General features: G+C 66.1%; 16 protein-coding genes. 5 read left to right on the top strand and 11 right to left on the bottom strand.

Going from position 1 to position 19876, the window contains the following annotated elements:
* Positions 1-233: 233 nt before the first annotated feature.
* From ABIC16_RS16280 to ABIC16_RS16270, 3 genes are all read right to left on the bottom strand, one after another.
* The gene (locus tag ABIC16_RS16280) at positions 234-848 is read right to left on the bottom strand and encodes a TetR/AcrR family transcriptional regulator (protein WP_277967717.1); all 615 of its coding nucleotides are present in this window, start codon (positions 846-848) and stop codon (positions 234-236) included.
* 75 nt (positions 849-923) lie between these two features.
* Entirely contained in the window at positions 924-1838 is a 915-nt protein-coding gene (locus ABIC16_RS16275; RefSeq protein WP_354291863.1) for an EthD domain-containing protein, read from the bottom strand.
* Positions 1839-2026: 188 nt separating this feature from the next.
* Positions 2027-3220: an MFS transporter gene (locus ABIC16_RS16270; RefSeq protein WP_354291862.1), complete on the bottom strand. Its 1194-nt coding sequence runs from the start codon at positions 3218-3220 to the stop codon at positions 2027-2029.
* 106 nt (positions 3221-3326) lie between these two features.
* Here ABIC16_RS16270 and ABIC16_RS16265 point away from each other — a divergent pair, with 106 nt between their 5' ends.
* Positions 3327-4235: a LysR family transcriptional regulator gene (locus ABIC16_RS16265; protein WP_354291861.1), complete on the top strand. Its 909-nt coding sequence runs from the start codon at positions 3327-3329 to the stop codon at positions 4233-4235.
* Position 4236: 1 nt separating this feature from the next.
* Here the strand turns inward: ABIC16_RS16265 and ABIC16_RS16260 are convergent, their stop codons facing one another.
* From ABIC16_RS16260 to ABIC16_RS16250, 3 genes are all read right to left on the bottom strand, one after another.
* Positions 4237-5499 (bottom strand): MFS transporter, encoded by a 1263-nt coding sequence (locus ABIC16_RS16260; protein ID WP_354291860.1) that lies wholly within the window; start codon positions 5497-5499, stop codon positions 4237-4239.
* Positions 5500-5546: 47 nt separating this feature from the next.
* A complete protein-coding gene (locus ABIC16_RS16255) occupies positions 5547-6812 on the bottom strand; it encodes an arsenic transporter (RefSeq protein WP_354292358.1) in 1266 nt (421 codons plus the stop codon).
* A 289-nt stretch (positions 6813-7101) separates the two neighbouring features.
* Positions 7102-7527 carry an organic hydroperoxide resistance protein gene (locus tag ABIC16_RS16250; RefSeq protein WP_277967712.1) on the bottom strand — a complete coding sequence of 142 codons (426 nt, stop codon included), beginning with the start codon at positions 7525-7527 and terminating at the stop codon, positions 7102-7104.
* 157 nt (positions 7528-7684) lie between these two features.
* On the opposite strand from ABIC16_RS16250, the gene ABIC16_RS16245 reads away from it, so the two are divergent.
* Together ABIC16_RS16245 and ABIC16_RS16240 are read left to right on the top strand one after the other, a co-directional pair.
* On the top strand, positions 7685-8758 hold the full coding sequence (locus ABIC16_RS16245; protein ID WP_354291859.1) for a glycosyltransferase family 4 protein: 1074 nt from the start codon (positions 7685-7687) through the stop codon (positions 8756-8758).
* Positions 8755-9666 carry a glycosyltransferase family protein gene (locus ABIC16_RS16240; RefSeq protein ID WP_354291858.1) on the top strand — a complete coding sequence of 304 codons (912 nt, stop codon included), beginning with the start codon at positions 8755-8757 and terminating at the stop codon, positions 9664-9666. Before ABIC16_RS16245 ends, ABIC16_RS16240 begins: the two co-directional genes overlap by 4 nt.
* Here ABIC16_RS16240 and ABIC16_RS16235 read toward each other — a convergent pair.
* Positions 9582-10850 (bottom strand): glycosyltransferase family 4 protein, encoded by a 1269-nt coding sequence (locus ABIC16_RS16235; RefSeq protein WP_354291857.1) that lies wholly within the window; start codon positions 10848-10850, stop codon positions 9582-9584. The two genes, ABIC16_RS16240 and ABIC16_RS16235, sit on opposite strands and share 85 nt — an antisense overlap.
* Before the next feature lie 124 nt (positions 10851-10974).
* Between ABIC16_RS16235 and ABIC16_RS16230 the strand changes: the two genes are divergently transcribed.
* Both ABIC16_RS16230 and ABIC16_RS16225 read left to right on the top strand, forming a co-directional pair.
* Positions 10975-12984, top strand: a complete 2010-nt coding sequence (locus ABIC16_RS16230) for an HAD-IIB family hydrolase (RefSeq protein WP_354291856.1) — start codon at positions 10975-10977, stop codon at positions 12982-12984.
* Positions 12981-13826 (top strand): glycosyltransferase family 2 protein, encoded by an 846-nt coding sequence (locus tag ABIC16_RS16225; protein ID WP_354291855.1) that lies wholly within the window; start codon positions 12981-12983, stop codon positions 13824-13826. The genes ABIC16_RS16230 and ABIC16_RS16225 overlap by 4 nt, the downstream gene beginning before the upstream one ends.
* Before the next feature lie 15 nt (positions 13827-13841).
* Here ABIC16_RS16225 and ABIC16_RS16220 read toward each other — a convergent pair whose 3' ends face one another.
* From ABIC16_RS16220 to ABIC16_RS16205, 4 genes are all read right to left on the bottom strand, one after another.
* Positions 13842-15011, bottom strand: a complete 1170-nt coding sequence (locus ABIC16_RS16220) for a glycosyltransferase (RefSeq protein WP_354291854.1) — start codon at positions 15009-15011, stop codon at positions 13842-13844.
* A gap of 71 nt (positions 15012-15082) precedes the next feature.
* The gene (locus ABIC16_RS16215; RefSeq protein WP_354291853.1) at positions 15083-15361 is read right to left on the bottom strand and encodes a DUF6916 family protein; all 279 of its coding nucleotides are present in this window, start codon (positions 15359-15361) and stop codon (positions 15083-15085) included.
* Positions 15362-15494: 133 nt separating this feature from the next.
* Positions 15495-18353 (bottom strand): PAS domain-containing protein, encoded by a 2859-nt coding sequence (locus tag ABIC16_RS16210; RefSeq protein WP_354291852.1) that lies wholly within the window; start codon positions 18351-18353, stop codon positions 15495-15497.
* 18 nt (positions 18354-18371) lie between these two features.
* Positions 18372-19820 (bottom strand): ATPase domain-containing protein, encoded by a 1449-nt coding sequence (locus tag ABIC16_RS16205; RefSeq protein ID WP_354292357.1) that lies wholly within the window; start codon positions 19818-19820, stop codon positions 18372-18374.
* Positions 19821-19876: the final 56 nt, after the last annotated feature.

Here is a 19876-nt window from a genome sequence, read left to right as displayed (position 1 = left end):
ACGGAGACGCACGGCGCGCCGTCTGGCGGTTCGGATGATGAGGAATACGGGCGCGCGCTGGGTGCGCGGGCCGGATCAGGTGGTTGAGAGAATCATGGGCAGGAACCCCTTTGCCGGCACCAGGTCCACAGTAGAACCCGGCTTCAGTACCAGTCGGTATATAAAGGGCTGAAGCATTCCGTCAACTGCATTCTATACCGGTCCGAATATTTATCTCAAGGGGGCTGATAGCCCTACTTGGTCGGCCAGACCGCCATGCTCGTTGCAACCAGCTCGCTCAGTTCCGTACACGTCGCACCCGAGCCGCCCTGCAGGGCGAGACCCTGCAGGATCGCAAAGAGAAACCGGGTAAGCGCCGCCGGTGTCATGCCCTCGGGCAATTCGCCCGCCGCCTGCGCTTCCTCGAACCGCCGAATCAGGGCTGCCTCCGACGAAGCACGACGCTTGACCACCGCGGCCTTGATCGTCTCGGCTTCCGCGCCGCACGTCGCCGCGCTGATCACGCCGAGACATCCCTTGGGATCGCACGTGCTCATCTGCATCTCGAGCGCGCCGCGCAACAACCGCTCGGCCACGCCGCGCGCGCTGGGGGCATCCAGCGCGGACGTCATATAGGCCAGCTTCTCGCGTTCGTAGAGATCGAGCGCCTTGTTGAACAACGCTTCCTTGTTGCCAAACGCGGCATACAGGCTGGGCTTGGTAATCCCCATCGCGCTGGTCAGTTCGGTCATCGACGCGGCTTCATAGCCGTTGCGCCAGAACACGAGCAGCGCCTTGCCGAGCGCGACGTCGATGTCGAACTCGCGGGGCCGGCCTTTCGGGGCGGAGATGGAACACACGCTATTCATACCGAGCGGTATATAGGCATGGCCGCGCAAACGTCCAGCGATACGCCGCGAACCGCCGTGGCCGCGGTCGTTCGATCACGGCCTGCCGGTCAGCATCAGCCGGCGTACGTCGTCCGTGGTCTGGTTGTTCGCGCCCAATCGTTCGATCAATTGCGCCGGACGGCTCCCGCGCAGGCCGGCGAGCGTCAGCGTCTTGTCGCGGACATAGGTATAGACCCCGCTGACCGCGAAGGCGGTGGCGTGGCGGATATGGACGCGCTGCGCCGCCTCGGTCGCGCGGAACGCTTCGCTTTCGAGGAAGGCACGCCGCGTCAATGGTGTCGCGAACGCGAGCTCCAGGATCGCGATCGCGGTGCGTTCGGGCGGGACCTGGTGATCGACCTTGGGGGCGGGCGGTGCCGGATTCGCATTGTCGTAGCGCTCAGGCAGATGCAGTCGCACCTTGAGCACCGCTGCCGACGCCGCGAGCATTTCCGCGAACTCGGTGAGGAAGGCGCGGAACGCCGCGAGATCGTCGCCCGCCGCGCCGAAATGGACATGGATTCGGTCGAACCCATCGTCGGCATTGGGGATCGGATCGGGAATACGGTCGATCAACGTGCGTGACCCATCCGGGAGCGCATAGGCGACGGTGGCGGCGAAGATGTTCTGTTCGTCCGAGAACAGGATAGGACTGGCGTCGTTGAACGTCGCCTGGTCCGCGGCGGAGGCGAACCCGATCTCCACGCCGCCGTCGAGCGCATAGTCCGGGAAGGGCGTTATGCCGTCGACGGCGGGCCACAGATGCGCATCCTGATCGCGGTCGAAATGATTCTGCACGTACCAGCCGAGGCCGGGAATCCGCGCGCACAGCGGGCCGTGGACGTCGCGCCAATAGGTGGCGAACAGGTCGTGCGGGACATGCGGTCGCCGCAGCACGGTGGTGTAGCTGTTGATCGCAATGCTGGCGTCGCGGGCCGCGTAATCGTGATCGGTGGCTGGCTTGGGCATTCGGATGCTCCTTTGACGCAGCGTCGATGGTCAACGCTGGGAGGGTGTTCGGGCTGCAAAGACCTGTGCCTCCCCTCCCTGGAAGGGAGGGGCCGGGGGTGGGTCGGTGTGAGGCTGGCGGTGCGTTCGATTTGCGGGCCGACCCACCCCTCGATCCCCTCCCTTCCAGGGAGGGGAGGCAAACGGGATCAGCGCTTCAGCCGCGCGACCAGCGGGGTCAGCACCACCGCCAGCAGCGCGACCGCCGCCGCGACGTAACCCACGCTCGGCAGGCCGCTATGGACGATGATCGTTCCGCCGATGATCGCGCCGAGGCCGATCCCGGCATTCGCCATCGAGACGTTGAGCGTCCCCGCGAGCGCCTGTGCGTGGCTGGCCGATTGCATCACGCGGACCTGGCAGATCGGGTAGAGCGCGGTGTTCGCGACACCCCACACCGCCAGCGCCACGCCGAGCCACACGGGCGATCCGACGAACGCGGTGGTCGCCGCGATCCCGACCGCGAGCACCAGCGCCGCAACCGCGGTGACCTGCAGTGGTCCCTTGCCGACGAAATGCCCGCCAAGCCAGTTGCCCGCCAGCCCGACGATCCCGAACCCCATCAGCCACCAGCCGACCTGACCCGCCGGGATTCCGGCAAGCTGCTGCAGCGTATCGGCAAGATAGGTGTAGGCGGTGAACATCGCGGTGAAGACGACGACCGACAGGACGACGTTGCCGAGGAAATACGGGTCTTTCAGGATTTGCGCCTGTTCGGCGAGCCGGACCCGAGCGGGGCGCGCGAGCGTCGGCATGACGAAGAACAGCAGCACGCCCATCAGCAGCGACAGGGCCGACAGCCCCCAGAACGTCCCGCGCCAGCCGAACGCGTCCGACGCGAGGGTGCCGAGCGGAATGCCAAGCACCATCGCGCCCGAGATTCCGAGGTAGACGTTGGCGACCGCCTTGCCCGACCGTTTGGGCCCGGCGAGCGCGCCGGCGGTTTCGCTCGCGGTGCCCCAGAACACCGGGAGCGCGAGCGCGGGCAGGAACCGGGCGAATCCGAGGATCCAGATGTTGGGAGCGGCGGCGGCTAACGCGTTCGCACCCGCAAAGAGCAACAGGATGACGACGAATAGCCGCTTGCGTTCGAAATGCGAGAGCATCGCGGTCAGGAACGGACCCGCAAGCATGACGGTGAAGGCGAACAGCGTCACCAATTGTCCCGCCACCGCGACCGAAACGCCGAGGTCGCGCGCCAGGCTCGGCAGCAACCCGACGATGATGAACTCGGTCGTGACGATCACGAACGCCGAGATCGCCAGCAACAGTACGGCAAGGCTGTTGCCGCTCGTCTGCGGCGGTGCCCCGGCATGGGCGGTAGATAGAGTGGTAGGGGGCATCGGGACGTCTCCAACGGAAGCTCTCCGATGTAGGATGACGAAACGTCTCGTCACGCGGCAAGAATTCGCCTAACTTGTGACCAATCGTCATCAATCGTGAGCCAGCATGATTCCGTCGGAACGCCTCAAGGGCATCGAGGCCTTCGTCAGTGCGGCGGATGCGGGGAGTTTCACCACCGCGGGCAAGCGGCTCAACCTGTCGAGCTCGGCGATCAGCAAGACGATCGCGCGGCTCGAGGCCCGGCTCGGCAGTCGCCTGTTCGACCGGACGACACGGCGGCTGACGCTGACCGAGGCGGGCGCCGCATTCTACGACACGTGCGTGCGGGTGCTGGCGGATCTGGTCGAGGCGGAGGCGGTGCTCGCGGCGCATCGCTCCGAGGCGGTCGGGCGGATCAAGGTCGACGTACCCGTGGCGTTCGGGCGGATGCGCGCGATGCCGCTGATGCTGGCGTATGCCGAGCGTAACCCAAACGTGCGGCCACATGTCACCTTCACCGATCGGCTGGTCGACATCGTCGAGGAAGGGGTCGACGTCGCGGTGCGGATCGGCACGGTGGCGGCATGGCCCGATGCGCTGGGGCACCGCCATCTCGGGACCGAACGCGTGATCGTCTGCGCGTCGCCTGCGTATCTTGCGCGGCATGGCGTGCCGAAGACGATCGACGCGCTGATGCAGCGGGACTGCATCCTGTACGGTCGCGCGGATGGCAGCACGATCGCGTGGCGGTTCGCGGATGGCGCGGGCGGGGTCGAGCATCGCCCGATGGAGCCGCGGATCGTGCTCGGCAGCGCGGAAGCGCAGGTCGAGGCGGTCAAGGCGGGGTTCGGAATCGCGCAGCTCGCGACCTGGCTGATCGCGGACGAACTCGCGCGGGGCGATCTGGTGGAGGTGCTGCCAGACCAGGCGACCGATGGGTTGCCGCTCCACCTGGTCTGGCAGCGCAGCCGTCAGTTCAGCCCAAAGGTCGATGCGTTGCTGGAGGTGCTGAGCGCCGGGTTGCGGATCGACTGAGTCACGCCCGGTCCTTCTTCGTCTCGGGCATCGCGAGCAGATACAGCGTGAACCCGGCTGCGGCGATCGCGGAGAGCGTCAGGAAGCTGACGCTGTACCCCGCCCAGACGATCACGCTGCCAGCAAGCGATGCGGAGAGCGCAGCACCCAGCCCCTGGGTCGTGGCAACCGCGCCCTGGCTGACGTTGAACCGCCCGCTGCCCTCGGTGAGGTCCGCGATCACGACCGGGAACAGCGCGCCGAAGATCCCCGCGCCGACGCCGTCGAGCGCCTGCACGCCGACCAACCAATACGGGTCGTTCGACACCGTATAGAGCGCCCCGCGCGCCGCGAGGAAAGCGAAGGCGAGCAGGAAGATCGGTTTGGTCCCGAACCGTTCGGTGCAGCGCCCGACGACGATCGCGACCGGGACCATCACGAGCTGCGCCGCCACGATGCACGCCGCGGTGAGCGAGGTCGCCTGATCCTTGCCCACGGTCTTCGCGAGCAACTGGCTGACCGAGGTGAGCATCGCCGCGTTCGACAGGTGGAACAGGAACGCGATGGCGGCGAACAGCATCAGCGGGCGGTTCTCGACCAGCGCCTTCCAGCCGCTCGGCTCTTCACAGCCCTCCTCGGGTTCGCAATCGAGCCCGCGCGCGACCGCATTGTCGATGTCCTTGTTGCGGATGCGGAAGGTGGTCGCGACGCTGGCGACGGTCAGCCCCGCCATCAGCCAGAACACGACGACCGGCCCGAACTTCCACGCCAGCGCGCCCGCAAGCGCGGCGGACACGGCGTTGCCCGCGTGGTTGAACGCTTCGTTGCGCGCGACTCGCTTGGCGAAGAGCTTGGGTCCGACGAGCCCAAGCGTGATCGCGGAGATCGCGGGCGCGAACACCGCCCCTGCGACCGCGGCGATCGATTGCGTCACCGTCACCGCCGCAAAACCCGATACGACCGGCAGGGACAGGCTGCTGATCGTTACCAGCAGCGCGGCGATCATCACGATCCGCGGCTTGTTCTTGCTGCGATCGATCAGTCCCCCGGCGGGTGTCTGCGCAAGCAGCCCGACGATCCCGGCGATCGTCAGCACCAGGCCTACGGTCGCTTCGTTCCAGCCGTGGGCTGGCCCGCGGACTGCGACGAGATAGATCGCGAGATACGGGCCGAGCCCATCGCGGACATCGGCAAGGAAGAAGTTGAGGGCGTCGAGCGTCGTGCCCGGTTTCGAACGCCCGGGAGCGGCGCCTCCGGACTGGGGAGGTGCGAAGGCAGTGGCCATAAAGGGTCTCGCGCAGTGAAGGGGGGGCGGGGCAGGTAGGGAGAAAGTCAGGGGCGGCAGGTCAGCCCAGGGCGACACGCCGCCAGCAGCGCGGCGGCGAGGGCCGGAATCATCGTGATCGCGCCAACCTTGAGGAAGCGCCAGAAGCCGACGTCTTCCCCCTCGCGGCGGATCGCCTGCAACCACAGGATCGTGGCGAGCGACCCGGTGATCGACAGGTTCGGGCCGAGATCGACCCCGATCAGCAGCGCGTCGATCACCATCCGCGGCGGGTGCGCCTGCGCCACCGCGCTGCTGGCGATCAGCCCGGCGGGCAAGTTGTTGATGAGGTTCGACCCGAAGGCGAGCACCGTGCCAGCGGTCAGCGCACCCCAAGTGGGGTCGGCGGCGACATCGCGCAGCATTTGCGCGACCTGCCGGATGACGCCGGTATGATCGAGCGCCTCGACCAGCACGAACAGCCCCGCGACGAGCGGCAGCACGCTCCACGACACGTCGCGCGCCACCGCAAGCGGTGAGGTCCGCGTGTACATTGCGACGACCAGCGTGGTCGCCACCCCGGCGATACAGGTCGGCAGGCCGAGCTGAATGTCGAAGGCAGAAGCCGCCAGCAGCGCGATCGCGGTGGCGATGATCCCGCCCAGCGCGATCTTCCCGCCGGTCGTCAGCGGCGTGCGCTCGACCCCGGACAGGCATTCCCCGACGATCCGGGTACGCTCGACTTGGCGCAGCACCAGGAAGGTCACCACGATCGCCGCGATCGAGGGGAGCGCGAACGAGCCGAACCACTGCCCGAGCGGGGGCATATGCCCCCCATAGAGCACGAGATTGGCGGGGTTCGAGATGGGCAGCACGAAGCTCGCCGCGTTGGCGATCAGCGCGCACGCGAAGAGCAGCGGCAGCGGCTCCGCCTTGGCCTTGCGCGCCGCAGCGTAGACTGCGGGCGTCAGCACCACCGCGGTGGCGTCGTTCGACAGGAACGTCGTCGTGACGACGCCGGTCGCATAGACGAGCAGGAAAAGGCGCGCGCGAGACCCGTTGGCGTGGTTCACCGCGGTTGCTGCGACCCAGTCGAACAAGCCGCGCTGGCGACAGGTTTCGCTCAGCAGCATCATGCCGATCAGGAACAGATAGACGTCCGCCCCCTTGCCGACCGCCGCCAGGGCTGCCTGGAGCGGGAGCAGACCGAGCTCGAGCAATAATCCGGCGCCAAGCGTGGCCCAGATCGCCTCGGGCCAGCGGAACGGGCGCGTGATGACGCCAGCGGTGGAGGCGGCGCAAATTCCCCAGGTCAGGCCGGTCGCAAGTGTCACCGGCAAGGGCGCGCGCGAACGGTCGACACACGCCTAAAACATTCGATCATCACGCAGAGCTCCGAATCCCAGCCACCGTAACGTAAAGGGGCCGATATGGTCGCAACGGTACGAAGATTGTTTTCCGGCGGATGTCGTCGGGAGGCATCGTCTCGTCAAAGCCCTGATATCAAGGCATTGACAGCGATCGACTGAACCGCGCCGTTCAGCTTCAGTTTAGGTTGAGCGTTTGCGGATGGCTGTGGCGGACCCCGGTCGACGCTCTGCGCCGACCGGGGTGCTCAACCCATTACGCGATGTTCAGACCGACATCGACGTTATTGCGGGTCGCGTTGGAGTATGGGCAAACTTCGTGCGCGGCATGCGCAAGCTTTTCAGCGTCGGCCTTCTCGACACCTGGCAGCGTGATGAAGAGGTCCACGGTGATGCCGTAGCCGCCCTCCGAGCGCGGTCCGAACCCGACTTCCGCCGTGACACTGGCGTCGGTAGGAACCTTGACACCGGCCTTGCCCGACACCGCCTTCATCGCGCCGAGGAAGCAGGCGGAATATCCTGCCGCGAAAAGCTTCTCCGGATTGGCACCGACACCGCCGGGGCCGCCCATTTCCTTGGGCACGACCAGCTTGACGTCGACGGATCCGTCATCGGAGCGGGTCGATCCGTCACGACCGCCCGTGGCGGTGGCCTTGGTCTTGTAGATAACGTCGATGGACATACGGATGCCTTTCGTTTGGGTTGCGCTGGGCAAACGGTTTTCGCTGCATTTGGGTGCATCGATCCATGCGGGCGTCGACGAGGCGTGTGGGAACCGACCACCACGCGCGTTCGTCCACCCCCCGGATCGGGGATTGGTGCCCCGGCGCAGGGGAAGCATGACCGACGCAGCAACGAACCACCGCTTGCGGATCGCGCAAGTCGCCCCGGTGATCTTTCCCACGCCGCCCACGGGATCGGGCGGGACCGAGCGGGTCGTGCATGATTTGACCGAGGCACTGGTGGGGCAGGGGCATGACGTCACGCTGTTCGCGCCGTCGGACAGCGTCACGTCGGCGCGGCTGATTTCTGCGGGACCGAGCCTTGCGGCGCTCAAGCGCTCGCGCGGGGACGTTGCGCCCGGCGTGCCCGCCGCGCTGGAGGCGATGCAGCTCGATCTGCTCGGCGCGCGGTTGGACCGGTTCGACATCATCCATTGTCATGGCGAGTTTGCGCATGCGGCAGTGCTTGGCGCGGCGCGGTCGCGGAGCATCACGACGGTGCACTGGCGGCTCGACGAATGCGACCGGGAACTGTTCTTCGGGCACTTTGCCGATTTGCCCGTCGCTGCGATTTCGGCATCGCAAGCGTCTGCCCTACCGCGCGCGAACCTCGCGGGGATCGTCCACCACGGGATCGCGCGCGACCGCTATACGCTCGGCGATGGGGCTGGCGGCTATCTCGCCTTCATCGGGCGGATGACCGACCAGAAGCGCCCCGACCGGGCGATTGCGATTGCCACGGCGGCGGGGATGCCGTTGCGGCTGGCGGGTGCGGTCGATGTCGGCAATCCGACCTATTTCGAACGCCACGTCGCGCCCGCGCTCGGCGACACGATCACGCATGTCGGCGAGTTGGACGACAAAGCGAAGCAGCAGTTGCTGGGCGGTGCGGTGGCTTTGCTGTTTCCGATCGACTGGCCCGAGCCGTTCGGTCTCGTGATGATCGAAGCGATGGCGTGCGGGACTCCGGTGATCGCCTGGGACAAGGGCAGCGTGCGTGAGATCATCGAGCCGGGCGTGACCGGGTTCATCGTTTCCAGCAAGGCGGACGCGATTGCCGCGGTGGCGCAGGCGGCGGCGCTCGATCGCGGTGCGATCCGCCGCGCGTTCGAAGCGCGCTTCACCGCGGAGCGCATGGCGCGCGCCTATGTCGATTTGTACATGGCGCAGATTGCCGGGGCGACGGCATGACCGTGCGGCACGCCGCACGCTGGCGGTGTCCGGTGTGCGGCAATCCCGACTGGCACCAACGATTCGACGATGCGGGGACGCACGGCGAGGAATGCACGCACTGCGGGCTATGGGTCGCCGCGGACGTTCCGCTGGACGGGGTCGAACGCGCGATCCGGGGCCGGCTGGCGGACGGGACGGCGCGCGCCCTTGGCACGGATCCCTGGTCGATGACTGCGGAAGCGTGGCGCAACGCCGCGTGGCGGTTCGGCTATGTGGTGGAGCAGGGGCACGCATCCCCGGCGCAAGCGCGCAATCATACGATCACGCTCGGGATCATCACGCAGCCATCCGAATGTGACGCGGCGGCGGCGCTCGTTGCGACATTACCGGAGTTCGGGCGGCGGATCGTGCTGATCGATGCGCCGGATGCGGCGCCGTGGGCGGCGCGGTTTCCCGGCGTGGAAGTGCATGCCCATCCCCTCGACGGAAATTTCGCGGCGCAGCGCAACCGGGTTCAGGCGCTCGCCGGGGACGGGTGGGTGCTCCAGCTCGACAGTGATGAACGCCCGGACCCGCTGCTGCGCGAAAGTCTGGGATGGCTCGTGTCGGCGGCGGAAGCGGACGGGCTACGGTCGCTCGGGTTGGCGCGGCGCAATCTGGTCGACGGTGTGGCGTCGGCGTTGTTTCCCGACATCCAGTATCGGCTCAACCGCGCCAACGTGCGGTTTTCGGGAGCGGTGCACGAACGTCCGGTCGTCCCGTTCGCGCAGACCTCGCTCGCGCTGGTGGGTGCGATCGAGCATCGGCTCGATTCCGCGCGGGTCCGTGTGCGCACGTTGACCTATGCCGCCATGTCGGCCGACGGCGCGCGCGCCGAGGACGAGGCGCGATTGCTGCGGCCATTCGATCCGATCGCCGATCGGTAAGCCGCGATGGTCTGTTCGCCGAGCGTCCGCCGGGTGAATTGCCCCGATGCCGCGCGGCTGGCGGCGGCATAGCGCGCACGTACGGCGGAATCGGCGATCAGCGGACGCAGTGCGGCGGCGACAGCTTCGGCGCTGCAGCGGGCCGCCAACGCGCCGGCGCCGCTTTCGCCGACGAAGAGCCGTGCGCTCGCGTCCTCGGCGCAGGCGACCACGGGGCGACCAAACATCATCGCTTCCTGGTACACGAGACCGAAGCTCTCGTAGCGCGATGGCGCGACCACGACGTGTGCCGCTTCGAATAGATCGTGCAACGCAGTCTCATCGACACGGTGGAACAGACGCAGAAACGACTGTGCTTGAGCGGGAAGCATGGCGACATCCTCCGCCTGTGCCCCGACCAGCGTCAGGCGGAACGCCGGCAGGCATCCGGCGGCCGTGTCCGCTGCAAGCAGGGCGACGGCGCCGCACAGCGCGTCGAAGCCCTTGCGCGGCTCGTTCCGGCCAACGAACAGCAGTTCGACCGGATTCTGACTGGTCGGGTACGTCGCTCGCCGACCGCGCTCGGTGATCGCCTGTGGCAAACTGAGGCCGATCACAGCGTGGCGCGGTCCAGGGGGCGGCACGTCGTAGAGGTCCGCGATGGTATCGCCATGCGCGGCAGTATTCGAAATCAACCCGCCGCTCCAGCGCGCCGACAGGCGTTCGATCAGCGTCGCGCCCGCCCGATCGAACCGGTTCCGCAACGTCGGGTCCTGCGCCAGCGAGATCGCCGCGGGCGTCGAATTGCGCGTCACCAGTGGCATCCTCCGGGTCGCGGCGATACCGGCGCCGGGGGCGTACCAGTTGGTCGCCTCGATAACGTCGAAGGGACGCAGGCGATGCTCCGCCATCACTGCACCGCGAAACGCGAGCGGTGCAGCAAGATGCCCGAACGCGGCCAGCCGCCGCAACGTAGCGAGCCCGCCGCGCGGCGCACAGCCGATGATGTCGAGTGCGCCATCTCGCGTTCGCCCGTGTCGGTCGAGCGTAAACACGCGAACATTCGCGCCAGCCTCGGCCACCGCATGCGCGATTTCGAGAGCCGCGCGAGAAAGCCCGCTTTTCTCGGGTGGTAACGCCCAAGTCAGCAGCCCGACCTGCAACGGCGAGGAGACTTGCTCTGGATCAGGTAGATTCACGACCATCGTGCCGGAACTGCGATGAGCGCGGATCTGTTCCCTGTTTCTGTATCTCCAGTGAACGGTAACCATGTTCGTACTTCACATCGCATTGCAAGGCTGCCTTCGCGGGCACGATGTGGAATATGGCATGACGGCCGACACCGGCGGACACATCCGCTATCTACTCGATCTCGTCCGCGCGAGCGATGCCCATCCGGCGATCGACCGGATCGAGATCCTGACGCGGGCCTTCGTCGACCCGGAGCACGGCGAATGTTACGATCAGTGGATCGAGACAATCGACGATCACACGCGGATCGTTCGTTTGCGGAGTGCCGATCAGGCCTATCTCGCTAAGGAACAGCTCTGGACCCAGCACGATAGTCTGGTCGAGGCGGCCGTCGCGCATATCAGCGCGCTCGATCGTTGGCCGGACGTGATCCACGCGCATTATGCGGACGCCGGCGCCCTTGCTGCCGAAATCGAAGCGCGATTGGGCATACCGTACGTCTTCACGGCGCATTCGCTGGGACATGTGAAGCGCGCGGCGTTCGACGGTCCGTGCCGCGAAGTTGACGGACTGGAGCGCCGCATCGCGATCGAGGATCGCGCCATTGCCGGTGCATCGGCGATCATCGCCTCGTCGCGCGACGAGGCGGAACTGCAATATGCGCTGTACGATGCGTATGATCCGGGCCGGATTCGCATCATTGCGCCGGGCAGCGACGTTCACGACTTCGCCGAAGCGAAGACGGACCCAGCCATCGACGCATCGATCGGTCGGTTCCTTGCCGATCCGTCCAAGCCGACCATCCTTGCGATCGCACGCCCCGTTTCGAAGAAGAACCTAGCGGGACTGGTCGAGGCCTACGGCCGTTCCCCGGCGTTGCAGGAAGCGGCCAATCTGGTGATCGTTGCGGGGACGCGGGAAGACCTGCGCACGCTCGAACCCGAAGTGCGCGACAATCTCGCCGAACTGCTTATCCTGATCGACCGGTACGACCTGTACGGCAAGGTTGCTTATCCCAAGACGCATCGGCCCTGCGACATTCCCGCTGTTTACGCGCACGCCCGCACGCGGCGGGGGGTGTTCGTCAATCCGGCTCTCAACGAGCCGTTCGGACTGACTCTGCTGGAAGCGTCGGCATCGGGCCTCCCGGTCGTGGCGACCGACAGCGGCGGGCCGAACGACATCGTAGAGACTTGTGGTAACGGCCTGCTGGTCGATCCGCGCTCGCCCGATGCGATTTCCGACGCGCTGCTGGCGATCCTGGGCAATGCAGCTCGCTACGAGCAATATGTCGCTGGTGGTCGCACCGCGATGCGCGTTTACGACTGGACCGCACATGTCGCGATCTACGCCGACTTGCTGGCCGAAGTCGCCGCCGCCCCAATGGCGCAATCCGTTGGGCACAGGGATGCGGACCATCTGCTCGTGTCCGATATCGACGGCACGCTGCTCGGGTGCAGCGATGCTTTGTCGGCGTTTCGGCAGTGGCATGGCGATGAGCGCGCGCTCGTCTTCGCGGTGGCGACTGGCCGCAGCTTCCACAGTGCGATGGCGGTATTGGCGCAGCATCATGCGCCATTGCCCGCGATCGTGATCTCCTCGGTTGGATCGGAAATCTACCATCGCCAGCCGGGTGGTGTGTATGCGCGCGATACCGCTTGGGACGCGAAGGTTGCCGCGGGTTGGGACCGCGAATCAATCGCGCGCGTCATCGCTGAGGAAGGCGGGCTGACACCGCAAAGCCCGCTCGAGCAACGCCGCGCCAAGCTCAGTTACATGATCCAGGGTGATCCCGATGCAGGTCGGCGGCTGCGGACTTTACTCGACTCCCGCGGTCTCTCGTGCACGATCATCCAGAGCCACGGGCGGTATCTTGACGTGCTGCCGTTCGCGGCATCCAAGGGCACGGCGGTTGAGCATGTCCGCCAGGCGCTCGGGCTCGCGGCGGGGCAAGTCGTCGTTGCGGGGGACAGCGGCAACGACATCGAGATGTTGCGGTCGGTCCCCAATGCGATCATCGTCGGCAATCATTCGGACGGGCTTGCCGAGCGGAAGGACCTTAGCCGCTGCTACGTCGCGCGCAGCAGTTACGCCAACGGCATTCTCGAAGGCGTTGCGCACTTCCGCAAGACCGCCCAGCGCGCGTGACGATCAGCGTTTTGACGATCGTCCGTGGACGATCGGCGCACCTCGCCAATCTGATCGCGGGGCTCGATCGGCAAACGCGCCTGCCCGACGAGCTGGTGATCGCGTGGATGCAGGACACGCCGACGCCCCTGCCGGCGACCCGCTTCCCGGTGCGATCGGTAATGGTCCCCGGCGATCCGATGCCGCTCGCGGCTGCGCGCAACCGCGCCGCAGCCGCTGCACGGGGCAAGCAATTGATCCTGCTCGATGTCGATTGCATTCCGGCGCGGGGACTGGTCGAACGCTATGGCGCGACGGCGGACGCGGCGGGTGTCCGGCTTGGCGAGGTGCTGTACCTGCCGCCAGGAGACCCCACGGGGGCGAGCGATTCTGCGCTCGACCGGATCGGCGTGCGGCACCCGGCCAAACCCGCGATCGCCGAGGACGAGGTTCGCCCGACACCGAGCCACGGCGAATTGTGGGGCCTGTCGTTCGCGATGTCCGCCGCCGACTGGGCGCGAACGGGTGGTATGGACGAGCGATATGTCGGTTACGGCGGGGAAGAGACCGACTTTGCCGCGCGGCTCGAACGCGCGGGGGTGACGATGGCGTGGGTCGGCGGTGCGCGGGCGTATCACCAGCATCATCCGATCCATATTCCTCCGCTCCAGCATTTCGAAGCGATCCTGCGCAACGCGCGGCTGTTCCATGCGACATGGGGGCGGTGGTGCATGGACTATTGGCTGGGCCAATTCGCCGAGCGTGGCCTGATCACGATCGAGGATGCGTGCCTGACCGTACTGCGGCATCCTACCCCGGACGAAGTCGCCGCGACGCTGGAGGCGTCCGCGCTGTTCAGCTGAGCAGGACGGCGGCGGTTACGCCGCCGATAGCAACGGGGGCGCGTCGTTCCCTACGCCCTGCGCGACCTGCGTCGAAATCGGTGTCTCGTTCGCCCACAAATCCACCGCCATCCGTTCGAGATAGGTCGCGGCTTTCTGCGCTGCGGTAGAGTCGTACAGGGCCGCTAGCGCAGCCGGGTCGAGCGCTTTCGCAGCATCCAGGATCTTGCGCCACGGCGCGAGCGCACCGGGCCATTCCCGCAGCATGACCGCGGCGCCCACTTCGGCGAGCCGTTCGGCCTTGCGCGTCTGTTCGGCAAAGTATCGCCATTCCGGGGCACACACATAGGGCCGCCCGACGCGGGCGATTTCGTGGACGGTATTGTCCCCGGCGGAGGCGATGACGACGTCCGCTGCGGCGATGTAATCGGTCACGCCCGCGACCCAGCCCAGCTCGCGCAGATTCCCGAAATCGGTTTCATGCCCCTCGCGATGCGTCGGCCCGAGTACCAGCCACAGCGCGTTCGGAACCGCGCGCGCCGCCATCGTCAACGGCGCATAGGGCGTCCCGGCGCCGCCGCCGCCGGTGAGGACGACGATGATCTCCTGCGTTGGGTCGAGCCCGAGCTTGGCTCGTGCGGCCTCCCGCGTGGGGATGGCGTCGACGGTGGTGCACAACCCGCCGGTGTAGCACGTCGTATCTCTCACCCAATCGGGCGTATCCTCCTGTTCGAGCGTGCGGTCGAACGGCGCGAGCAACCCGACGCTGGCCTGATACGCGCCGAGATGACCCGGATCGAGCCGATCGCCATGCATCCGCAAACTGATCGCAGGGACGCTCGCGATCCGCGCGAGCATCGCAATTTCGGCGGAAACGTCGACCACGAACAGCGCGGGATCGGCATCGTCGAGATGGTCGAGGATCGTCCGCATCGTGCCGCGGGTCTTGGCGACGCCGAGCGGGACACAATGCATGATCTCGGGCGTGGGTTGCGCGAACAGGCCGGGGGCGGGGACGGGCGCGCCGATCATGTTGGGAAGCGGGACGATCTCGATCGGCCGGTCGAACCCGTCGAACAACTCGGGGCGCGCGCACAAGACGCTGACCGGACGCTCCGCCGGGAGTTCCCGGATGATCGCCATCGCGCGATTGGCGTGGCCGCGGCCCTGATGATGGATGAAGAAGCTGATCGGTTTGCGCGTCATGTCGGGCCAACGCGACGCGGCCTCTTCGGTTGCTTCCCTGCGACGGGAAAACACGCCGTTTCGCGCGACGGTCAGTCGAACGTTGCGACGTAATCCATGCCATTCTCGACGCGGCGGAACGGAACGAGAAAAATGTCCACCTTCCCCATCACCGGGTGAGTCAGGTGATAGGTCGACTGCGGCAAGGTTTCCCCGGATGAACTCCGGAAGACGAGCGAGAAAGGCGCCCGGCCGATTCCCCCTCCGCGTTTGCGTGACGCTTCGACCAACGTCAACGGCATGCCGTCCAGCCGGGGAGGGCCGAGCGAGAAGGTCGTCCCGACGTGCCCGGCGAAGTCGTTACACGTCATCAAGCGCCCCGTTATTTGCCTTGGCCCGTCCATCCTATCAGTCCCCTCAGCACGGTGCTGGAGTATCGAGGAAACGGGATGACGGCGCAATGCGCGGGGGCGACTACCCTTTGAACTACTCCTAATTGAGTATCTACGATGCGGTGAGCTGTTGTATTCGCGCGGACAGAACATCCATCCCAAACGGTTTGGTAAGTATATGCATGCCTGGGTCGAGGTGTCCATTTCCGACTGCCGCATTCTCTGCGTAGCCGGTAATGAACAGGATCTTGAGGTCTGGCCTTGCCAATCTTGCGGCATCTGCGACCTGCCGCCCGTTCATCCCCTTCGGCAATCCGACGTCGGTGATCATCAGATCGATCACGTCCGTGGAATGCAGCAGCGTCAGCGCGCTTGGCCCGTCGCCCGCCTCCAGCACGGAATGGCCGAGATCGGCGAGCGTATCGACGACCAGCGCCCGCACGTCCGGTTCGTCGTCAACGACGAGGACGGTCTTTCCGCTGGATGCACCGATGGCGTCGGGCGCTACCTGATCCTCGAGATCGGCGGAAGCGACTTCGTCAGAACGCGGCAAATACAGCCGCATCGTGGTTCCATGCCCAATCTCCGACGTGATCCGCACCTGGCCGCCCGACTGGTGGACGAAGCCGTAGATCATCGACAAACCCAGTCCGGTCCCTTCGCCCAGCGGCTTGGTCGTAAAGAACGGGTCGAACGCACGCGCGATCGTCGCTGGGGTCATCCCCGATCCTGTGTCGGTGACGCTCAGCGTGATGTATTGCCCCGGCGCCATGTCCTTTCGACGCGCGGCGGTTGCATCGAGTGCCGTATTGCCGGTCTCGATCGTGATGCGTCCGCCGTCCGGCATGGCGTCGCGCGCGTTGATGCACAGGTTCAGGACGGCGTTTTCGAGCTGGTTCGGATCGACCAGCGTGGTCCACAACGCTTCATCGCGAACGATGACCAGTTCGATCGACGGCCCGACCGATCGTTGCAACAGCTCCTCGAAGCTCGCGATCAGTCGGTTGATGTCGGTCGCGCGGGGGTCGAGCGTCTGGCGCCGCGAAAAGGCCAGCAACCGATGCGTAAGCGCGGCGGCGCGTTTGGCGCCTTGTTGCGCCATCCCGATGTAGCGATCGACGTCGTTGATCCGGCCCTGCTTGATGCGCGCCTGGATCAGTTCGAGACTGCCCGAAATCGCCGTCAGCAGGTTGTTGAAATCATGCGCAAGCCCGCCCGTGAGCTGGCCGACGGCTTCCATCTTCTGCGCTTGGCGCAACTGGTCCTGTGCGCGTTCCAGATCGGCATGCGCCTCGCGCTCTGCGGTGATGTGACGACCGCTGGCATAGATCCGGTCGCCTTCGAGGGTCGCGACCCAGGCGATCCAGCGATAGCTGCCGTCCTTGTGCCGGAACCGATTCTCATATTGCCGCAGCGGCGCGGCCAAAGTTTCTTCCCGTGCGGTTTCGTTGGCGGGTACCTCGTCGGGATGACCGAACACGAGATGGCTGCGCCCGACGATCTCCTCGGCAGTCCAGCCAAGGATCTTGGTCCAGGCGGGATTGATCGACAGGATGATCCCGTCGTCGGAGAGGATCGCAAGCATGTCTTGCGAATTCTGCCAGGTCCGATCGCGTTCGCGCGTGCGTTCGGCGACCTGTCGCTCCAGCGTCTCCGCCAATTGGGCCAGCGCGTCCTCCGCGCGGCGACGTTCGATCGCGGCTTGCGTCCGGTCCGCCACGTCGCGGACGAAGGTGAGATCGTCCTTCGTCCAGATCCGCGGTTGCCGGTTGGTCAGATACAGTAGTGCCGAAAACGTCCCGCGCTCGGTCAGGGGCAGGTTGACGACCGCGCGCGCGTCGATTGCTTCTAGTGCGCTGGACGTGGTCGCTGTGCGCGGATCGGTACGCGCATCGGCAAACGCGACCAACTCGCCGCGCTTCAGATTTTCGATGTACGAACCATAGTCGCGGAAGTGCAGCACGCCGGCGAGCGTCGGAATTCCCGGCATGCCCCAATCGCGCTCGATCGTAATCGTTTCGGCGACCGGGTCGGTGATCCCATAGCCGGCACGGCTGACCCCAAGCGTGCTGCCGAGGATCGCCGCCGCCTCGAACGACATCGCTTCGGTGTCGGGCGCCTCCCGCAACCGATCGCTCAGCGACAGCAGCGCGCGCTGCCGCAATTCGATAACCCGGCGATCGGTGATCTCGTGCGATACGCCGACGACGCGCACTGGCCGTCCCGCGGGGCTACGCTCGACCCGACCGTCGACCTGCAGCCAATGGAGCGACCCGTCGCGCCACAGGCAGCGGACTTCGGCGCGATAATCCGATCCGTCCGCCAAAGCGCGTCGTACGCCCGCAACGGTATCGTCACGGTCGTCGGGGTGGATCGCGGCGAGCAAATCGAGATAGTCGAACGGCTCGTCCGCGGTGCGACCGAACTGCGCCTTGGTATCGGGCTCGACGTGGAGCGTGGTGGTCGTCATGTCGAGCGTCCACGCCCCCAGTCCCCCCGCCGCGATCGCGAGTTTGAGGCGTTCCTGCCCGGCGTGAATATCCTCCAGCCGGTTGCGGGCTTCATACTGGCGCAGACGCGCGCGCCGCGCGGCACGGGCAAGCGACAGCAGCGTGGTCGGGTGAAACGGACGTTCGAGGAAAGTGACGTTGCCGAGCGCCTCGAGCAGCCGGACTGCCCCAGGATTGCGTTCGAGGCCGCCACCGCGTTCGGTCAGCACGATGAACGGCAGGTCCGACCATTCCGCCTGCTGCGCCAACACGGCCGTCAGCTCTCGCAAGTCCGCGCCGCGTAGCGCTTCCTCCGTCAGAATGGCGTAGCCGCATCCGCGCGCGACCATCGCCGCCAGCGCCGGCAAGTCGCTGGCAACCTCGGCCTCGAGCCCGCCTTCCTCCAGCATCGCCCGTGCAATCGCGGAATCGCGACCGCGCGGAGCGAGGATGATGGCGCCTTCGGCGAGCGTGCGGTTCAAGAAGCGGTCTTGCGCATGTCAGTCCAGCAACAGTTCATCGTCTTCGCCAATCAACGTCGGGACGCCGCGTAGAACACCCTGGAAAGCCGTCAGCGGGCTGCCCAGGGTAATCCCCGCCTGCCCAATCCTGAATTCGCGGATCGTGTCTTCGTGCCTTCCCATACGTTTCTTAACGACCGAGATCGCGCGTCGGACCCGACCGGTCGCTTCGAAATATCGCAACAGGATCACGGTGTCGGCCAGATAGGTCACATCGACCGGGGATTTCATGTCGCCGACCAAGCCGTGTTGCGCGACGGTCAGGAAGGTCATCACGCCCTGCCGGTTCAGATATTGCAACAATTCATGCATGTGCAGGATCAACGCCTGCTCTTCCGGCATGGCCGCCTGATAGCCGTTGAGGCTGTCGATCACGACGGTCCGTGCCTTGTAGCGTTCGACACAGATCCGCACCCGCTCCGAGAATTCGCCTGGCGAGAGTTCAGCCGCGTCGATCTGCTCGATCACGAGCTTGTTCGCAGCGACCATCGCTTCAAGGTCGATCCCGAGACCAAGCGCGCGGCTGAACAACAGCCCGAGTTCCTCGTCGAAGACGAACATCGCTGCGTTTTCGCCCCGCTCGACGGCCGCCTTCACAAAGCTCAGCGTCAACAGCGACTTGCCCGTGCCCGCCGGGCCGAGCACGAGGGTGCTGGCGCCGCGTTCGAAACCGCCGCCGATCAGCCGGTCGAACGCCGCGTTGCCGACCGGAATACTTTCCCGCGAAAACGCGCCACGATGCTCCGCCGAGACGAGGCGCGGGAACACGCGGATCCCGCCGGTGTCGATGACCAGATCGTGATAGCCCCCGCGATAGCGCCGGCCCCGATATTTCAGGACGCGCAATCGCCGCCGTTCCGCGCCGTACGTGGGCGACAATTCCTCCAGCCGGATGACCGCATGCGCGACCGAATGGACGGTCTTGTCCATCATGTCCGCGGTCAGATCGTCCAGCATCAGGACGGTCGCGTCGTGCTGCGCGAAGTAATGCTTGAGCGCGAGGATCTGCCGGCGATAGCGCAGCGAGCTCTGCGCCAGCAGACGGATTTCGGAAAGGCTGTCGAGCACGATCCGCGACGGCTTGATCTGCTCGAAAATCTCGAAGATCCGCTTTGTCGTTTCTCCAAGTTCCAGGTCGGACGAATAGAGCAGGCTTTGCTGGTGGTTGTCGTTGAGCAGACTTTCGGGAGGGACGAGTTCGAACACGGTAAAGCTGGGGGGAAAGGTCCAGCCGTGGGATTCTGCGCCTTCGCGCAACTCCTCCTCGGTTTCCGACAAGGTAATGTACAGCACCCGCTCGCCCGCCTCGGCCCCTTGCAGCAGGAATTGGGTCGAGATGGTCGTCTTGCCGGTGCCCGGGCTGCCTTCGAGCAGGATCAGGCGGCCGCGCTGGAGTCCTCCGGCCAGAATGTCATCGAGACCCGCCACGCCGGTTGGACAATCTGCCACACAATTTCCCCTTTGACGGGGGTCGTAACGCCCAC

It is taken from the genome of Sphingomonas sp. PvP055 (genome assembly GCF_040546365.1).
Lineage (GTDB): Bacteria > Pseudomonadota > Alphaproteobacteria > Sphingomonadales > Sphingomonadaceae > Sphingomonas > Sphingomonas echinoides_A.
This window is presented reverse-complemented; position numbering and strand designations above follow the sequence as displayed.